This window comes from Clostridium sp. D5 (assembly GCF_000190355.1).
GTDB classification, from domain to species: Bacteria; Bacillota; Clostridia; order Lachnospirales; family Lachnospiraceae; genus Faecalicatena; species Faecalicatena fissicatena_A.
Genome location: NZ_GL870818.1, coordinates 195,520 through 202,312 on the forward strand (window position 1 = coordinate 195,520; position 6,793 = coordinate 202,312).

General features: G+C 43.3%; 9 protein-coding genes. All 9 read left to right on the top strand.

The window, feature by feature from the left end:
• Positions 1 to 15 precede the first annotated feature (15 nt).
• Entirely contained in the window at positions 16 to 963 is a 948-nt protein-coding gene (locus tag HMPREF0240_RS19315) for a glycyl-radical enzyme activating protein (protein ID WP_009005099.1), read from the top strand.
• A gap of 2 nt (positions 964 to 965) precedes the next feature.
• Positions 966 to 1,685, top strand: coding sequence for a DUF6198 family protein (locus tag HMPREF0240_RS19320; RefSeq protein ID WP_035314216.1), 720 nt, complete (start codon positions 966 to 968; stop codon positions 1,683 to 1,685).
• Between the two features lie 126 nt (positions 1,686 to 1,811).
• Positions 1,812 to 2,408 carry a helix-turn-helix transcriptional regulator gene (locus HMPREF0240_RS19325; RefSeq protein ID WP_009005101.1) on the top strand — a complete coding sequence of 199 codons (597 nt, stop codon included), beginning with the start codon at positions 1,812 to 1,814 and terminating at the stop codon, positions 2,406 to 2,408.
• A gap of 25 nt (positions 2,409 to 2,433) precedes the next feature.
• Entirely contained in the window at positions 2,434 to 2,730 is a 297-nt protein-coding gene (locus tag HMPREF0240_RS19330; RefSeq protein WP_009005102.1) for a hypothetical protein, read from the top strand.
• Between the two features lie 16 nt (positions 2,731 to 2,746).
• Entirely contained in the window at positions 2,747 to 3,145 is a 399-nt protein-coding gene (locus HMPREF0240_RS19335; protein WP_050794577.1) for a pyridoxamine 5'-phosphate oxidase family protein, read from the top strand.
• A gap of 22 nt (positions 3,146 to 3,167) precedes the next feature.
• On the top strand, positions 3,168 to 4,538 hold the full coding sequence (locus HMPREF0240_RS19340) for an MATE family efflux transporter (RefSeq protein WP_009005104.1): 1,371 nt from the start codon (positions 3,168 to 3,170) through the stop codon (positions 4,536 to 4,538).
• Between the two features lie 38 nt (positions 4,539 to 4,576).
• Entirely contained in the window at positions 4,577 to 5,386 is an 810-nt protein-coding gene (locus tag HMPREF0240_RS19345; RefSeq protein WP_035314218.1) for a tetratricopeptide repeat protein, read from the top strand.
• 8 nt (positions 5,387 to 5,394) lie between these two features.
• Positions 5,395 to 6,396, top strand: coding sequence for a DUF4037 domain-containing protein (locus HMPREF0240_RS19350; RefSeq protein WP_157134262.1), 1,002 nt, complete (start codon positions 5,395 to 5,397; stop codon positions 6,394 to 6,396).
• Positions 6,397 to 6,401: 5 nt separating this feature from the next.
• The coding region (locus HMPREF0240_RS19355; protein WP_009005105.1) for a DUF4125 family protein at positions 6,402 to 6,793 on the top strand (392 nt) is incomplete at its 3' end.

Genomic DNA, 6,793 nt, shown 5'->3' on the forward strand with positions numbered 1-6,793 from the left:
ATAGGGAGAGAGATTATGAGTGATTTAACAGCCCTTGTATTTAATATCCAGGGATTTTCTATCCAGGACGGTCCTGGTGTAAGGACAACCGTATTTTTAAAGGGATGCCCGCTGAGCTGTCAATGGTGTGCGAATCCGGAATCACAGGTTTTTAGATCCGATATCATCCACGTCCCTAGCACTTGTGTACATTGTTATCGTTGTGTAAGCTTTTGCACCAAAGGAGCGGTTAAGCTGCCGGATAAGATCGGTGATAATCCGGTATTCGATCACGATACTTGCGTTACTTGTGAAAATCAGGACGTATGTGAGCACGCCTGCTATGAAGGCGCAATCGAGAAAGTCGGTAAACCTATGACAGTCGATGAGGTAATGGATGTAATCTTACACGATGAGCCATTCTTCAGTAACGGCGGAGGTATTACCGTATCCGGTGGCGAACCTTTGATGCATCCAGAATTTCTAGAAGAACTTTTTAGTGAATGTCAGGAGAATTATATCCATACAGCTATAGAGACATGTGGATATGTGGCATGGGATAAATTTGAACCTGTATTAAGATATACGGATCTGGCGCTTTACGATGTGAAGCATATGGATCCGGCAGCCCACAAAGAACTGACAGGTGTATCCAATGAATTGATTCTGGATAATCTTCGTAGAATTATGGATGAGACGAATACAGAAGTAATCATTCGCATCCCGGTTATTCCGGGTGCGAATGATACAAATGAAAACATGGACGCGACTGCTAGGTTTGCGAAAGAAATAGGTGCAAGAGAGATTCATATTCTGCCCTATCATCGTATGGGAATGGGCAAATACACAGGTCTTGGACGGGAATATCCATTAGGAGAAGACGTGGAATCCCCTTCAGATGAGCGTATGGAGGTTATCCGTGACATTTTTAGGTCTTATGGCCTGATTTGTAAGATAGGCGGAACTGAAAAGGGGGACTCCTAATAATGAGTAAAGTCAAGTTTTTGGGCAAGCCAATGAGTATTAAGCGCTTGCTGATCTATGTGATTGGCCTGTGGATTATGAGCCTCGGCATTGCATTTGCCGTAAATTCAAATTTTGGTGTTTCACCAGTCACAACGTTGCCTTATGTAGTCGGCAGAATTCTGAATATCAGTGTTGGTACCGGAACCTGGATTGCATACGGATGTTATATTATAATTGAAGCAATCGTTTATCGTAAGGAATTTAAAGCTGTTTATATTTTGCAGTTTCCGGCGGCTATTATGTTCGGATATTTTACAGATTTCAGTAAATGGCTGATTTCTCCGCTTGGGACACCGGATAAATGGTATATCCAGTTGGTATTCATACTTATCGGTGTTGTTATCCTGGGATTGGGACTGATGGCATATCTGGAAGCAGATATTATGGCGATTCCGCCGGATGCACTGGCAGTTGCCTTTGCCTGGCTGGTTAAGAAACCGCTGGGAAATGTGAAGAGAATATTTGATTTGTGTATCGTTGCAACATCATTAATCCTTTCATTGGTATTTTTACATAGCTATCAGGGGATCTGGATTGGAACCATCATTGCAGCTCTTGGTGTAGGAACGATGCTTAATTTCTGGAGAAAACTGTTCCTTAGTAAGATAAAGACATTCTTATGGGGAAAACAGCCGAAAGCTGAACCAGAATTAGGCGAAATACCAGCAGCCGCAAAGTAATTTAATAAAAATAGTGAAGGGTTATCACCTGGGGGAGGAAATTCTCAGCCTGTGCGGTAGCCCTCCACGTGTTAAACGAGATGTGACTTCTATTTAATTTGGATTTTATGGGAGAGAGGAACGTGTATGTTTTTAATAGCACATAATCAGATAATGTTACCAAAGCGTTATTTTAGCGATATTGTGCCGGCAGTCGAAGAATTGTCAAACACGGTGGGGGCCGTATTTCTCAATAAGCTGATTCTGGATGAGAACAACAGACCGGTTGAATTTAATCAGGCAGTTTTTTCCGAGAAACCATTAACCCGTATCGTAACTATGCATTTTCAGGACAATGACATGTTTGATCAATTCTGGGAGGCGGAAAAACGACATGATTTATGGCTGATTGGGAAAAACTATGCCTATTTTTGCGATACCCTCATGGAGGCTGGTAACGCAGAAATAGCGGGCGTGATTAAGCCGATACCAGAGAAAGAGTCGGACATGAAAATACTGAAAGGACATGGCTTTACGGAACGTGAAGCGGAAGTTACATATTGGCTGTGTCAGGGGAAAAGCAATGGAGACATTGCTTATATTTTGAATCTGAGTGTAAGTACGGTAAAAAAACATCTTTCAAATATTTTTGATAATATGGGAGTCCGGAGCCGGTCGGCGGCAGTGGCACTGGCACTGGAAATGGTTGGCGCTCAAAAATCCAAAATTCATCTTGTGTTTTAAAAGATCTCTATAAGGAGGACAGGGTATGATTAAGATAACCAAAGAAGGTAAGAAGATGTTGGAGACAACATTTGCATCCAAGGGTGAAAAGAAATTTAAGATCCAGCATATCAAACCTACTTGTAACGCATGCAGGGATGAACTCCGGCTTGTTCCAGGTTCATCGGAACCGGATGATATCATTGCGATGGAATCAGGATATGTTTTTTTTGTAGATAAAGATCTTATACAGCTTGCGGAGACTATTACAATAGATGCAGCTGGGGATATACCAATCCTGACAACGCGCAAATCTATTGATCCCCGTGAAAGAAATTTCTAATTATGGAGGATATGTTATGGAAAACAAAGAGTTAAATAAAAAGATACTGGATTTTTTAAGTGAGGCTGGTTTTTTCTTTTTTGCTACAACTGAAGATGGAATGCCAAGAGTTCGGCCTCTTTTATATATTGAAGAAATAAAAGATGAGCTGATCATTGCGATTAGTACAACGAAGGCGATGGCTAAGCAGATAGAAGCAAAACCAGATTTTGAAATCTGTGCCAGTACACAGGAGAGATGGCTGCGCATCAAAGGCAAAGCACAGCTGGTAACGGATAAAGAGATTATTGCGAAAGCTATGGAACATCCAATAGTAAAAGCAACCTATACAGAAGAGACTATTGGAGCGCACTATCTTGTTCTTGACAGTGTAGAATATTTTACTCTTACTGGTGAATATAGCTGCTGGAAATAATTTCAGAAAGGAAGTCTTTTAAATGGCAAAAGAAGTGAACAAGGAAGTATTTGAGGTACTTCCGGTACCCCAGGCGGTAAGCAAATTTGTTCTTCCTTCGCTTGCCAGTACTCTTATTACAATTATCTACAGCCTGGCGGACACACTTTTTGTCGGTATGTTAAATAATCCCTCCCAGCTTGCAGGACTTACGGTGGCTTTTCCGTACTTTCAGTTTCTGAACGCATTTTCAAGCCTGTGGGGCGTCGGTACGAACAGTGTAATGTCACGGGCACTTGGCGAAAAGGATTATGACCGGGTATCAAAAGCCTCTTCTCATGGCTTCTGGGGCAGCCTTATATTCATGGCCGTTATATGCGTCTTATTCCAAATACTGGAGAGACCGCTTCTTTATGCGGCCGGAGCCAGTGAACAATCTTATGAGTCGGCATCTGTATACATGTTGATTGTGTTCGTTATTGGAGGAATCCCTACAGTTTTATCTATAGTTATGAGTAATCTGCTGCGCGCTGAAGGACATGCAAAGATAGCAAGCAGCGGGCTTATGCTGGGAGGTCTGTTAAACTGCATCCTTGATCCTATCTTTATCTTCGGAGCAAATATGGGCGTAGCGGGTGCGGCCATAGCAACATTGATTTCTAACTGTGTATCGTTGATTTTCTTAATTGTTGTCTATATGCGGATACGTGAGACGTCTTATATAACACTGAAACCGTTCCAGGGAGGTGTATCCTGGAAGCTGATAAAAGATATTATACTGGTTGGACTGCCATCCGGCTGTTTGACAGTGCTTGGTGCCACAGGTTGTATCATACAAACTTCACTTTATTCTCTGTACGGCGATGCTGCAGTAGCGGGCTGGGGCGTTGTTAACCGCATCAGCTTTATTTCTATATATACGGTTCACGGCGTGGCGCAGGGGGTTCTGCCTCTCATCGGATACAATTATGGAGCTAAGAATTTTAAGCGTGTGCGGGATGTTAACAAATGCGCATTCCTCATTACGGAGGCGCTCGCCTGGGCGATAATGATACTTTCTCTGATTTTCAGTGCAGGTATTATTAAAATCTTTATTAATGATGCGGCCACGATAGATGCGGGAGTTCAGATCATGCATAAATATATGCTCTGTACACCGTTCATGGCGATTGTGCTTCTGGTGAGTACGCTCTGCCAGGCCGTTGGAAAGTGGCATTACTCACTGATAATGCTTGCGATTCGTCAGCTTGTATTCAATATCCCGATCACATTCCTTTTGAATTATATTTTTGGCATGAAGGGTGTGGCAAGTGGTCAGCCGACTACAGATGTAATATGCTTTATTGGAGCATTAGTGGTATATCACAGATGTTTTTATCGTGTTCTGAATAAGGAATTGAATGGTAAAAAATAAGCGAAGGAGTATCGCTTTATAAGAAGGGAGGAAGAAGGATGGTAATCAAGGACATACTTGAAAAATCTGATGCACTGTTTGCGGCGGGAAAGCAGAGAGAGGCGGCAGCCTATCTTGAGGAGCAGGCTTCTCTTGCACAGTCAGAGGAAGAATGGAAGACAGAGCTTTCTATAATTAATGAATTGATGGGATACTACCGCAGCATCAGTCAGCTTAGTAAAGCATGGGATTATGCATTCAGGGCAATGCAGATTACGGAAGAGAACGCGATAGGAGATTCGGCAGAAGGAATTACTACATATCTGAATGTAGCGAATGTATATCGGGCTGCCGGTCAGGCAAAAGAAGCATTATCCCACTACCAGAAGGTGGAAGAGATTTACTGCAAACAGGGAGTTGAGAAAGAATACCGTGGAGGCGCCTTATACAATAATATGTCAGTGGCATATCTGGAGCTTGGAAAAAGTGAGGATGCCATGCGGTATTGTGAGAAAGCGATTGATGTGTTGAAGGCAATTCCGGAAGTCTGGGATGAATGTGCTGCTGCTTACAGCAATCTGGCAGGTGTGTTATTAGGAAGTGCAGAGCCTGATATTGTCAAAGCGGATGCATGTATGGATGAAGCGTTGAAACTTTTTGAGGGAAAGGGAGATAGTACTCATTTTTGCAGCGTGTTGGCTATGAAGGCGTATATTGCTTATTTGAAAAAGGACCTGCAGGGATCGCTGGAATTGTATGAAAAAGCAATGAATGAGACAATGAAGTATTTTGGCAGGAATGCAGATTATGAACGTCTGGAGCGGAATTACAAGGGCGTTCAGGCTTTGCTGAACGGAGAGAATAGGTGATGAGCCAGTTGAGCGGATTAGAAGTTAAGATAAAGGGTCTTGATTTGTCGCGGGAATATTATGAGAATATTGGTAAACCGATACTGATGGAGTTGTTTCCTGAGTATATGAAGAAAGCCGCGGTCGGTCTTGTGGGAGAAGGATCAGAGTGCTTTGGTTTTGATGACCAGATTTCCATGGACCATGATTACGGGCCGTCCTTTTGTGTATGGTTACCGAGGAATATATATACCCAGGCAGGGGAGAGTATGACCGAGATCTATGAGTCACTTCCGAAAGAATACAAAGGCATCAGCGCAAATATTATCAGAGAGCAGTCTGCGGGGCGCCGGGGGATTCTGGAGATTGAGGGCTTTTATCAAAAATTTCTTACCAGGGATACGATACCGGAGAGTTTGATAGACTGGCTGAGGATACCGGAACATTTTTATGCGGTTGCTACAAACGGAGAGGTGTTCGAGGATAATCTGGGCATGTTTACTGATGTGCGCAGGAAGCTTCTTAATTATTATCCTGAAGATGTACGGCTGAAAAAGATTGCAGCCTGTGCAGTCAGGATGGCACATTCCGGGCAGTGCAATTATGCACGCATGATGTGGCGGCATGATGTTGTAGCAGCAAAATTTGCTCTTGATGAATTCATGAGAAATGCCATTGCTATAGTATTTCTTCTGAATCGTGTTTACTGTCCATATTATAAATGGATGTGGAGAGGCATGGAACAGCTGCCAAAGCTTGGCAGGGTCAGAGAGCTTTTGAAGAATATGGCAGCCGGAGTTTTGGACGATAGTCACTGGGATTCGAGTAAATGGAAGGCTTGCCGGTATAAACTGAACCGGGCTGATCAGATGGTTGATATGGTGGAGCAGATAGCGGATTTGATAAGAGAAGAACTGTTGAACCAGGGTATAAGCAGCAGCACATCGGATTATCTCGAAGAACATGGTTATGCAGTGATGTCCTGCATACAGGATCAGCGGATTCGGTCATTGCCGGTACTTGTAGGGTAAAAAATATGAGTAATATAAGAAAGATAGTCGAAGAGGAATGGAGTCAGTTTCAAAAGGTAAACAATGAGGGCGGAAGGGCGTCATGCCAGGATGACTGGAAGACGTTCTATATCATGAGAAAAAGCCAGTTCCTTGTCTGGCCGGAAGAGGTATTGGACAGCTATTACGGGGATCTGTGCAAGGCCCGTGAAGAGGGAAAGAATCTGTTGTTTTATAAGTATGCGTTTATGATGGAAAGGACGGCGCCCGAACAGTACAAACAACTGGAATGGGCACTCCCCGTAATTTCAGAGGAGCGGAAACAGCGCATTGAAGCAACGGTAGCCGTCCATGTAAAATGGGCGGAAGAATTTGAGCAGGAGTATCCGGCTTATGCAATGCGTGGGCGCCCGATCCA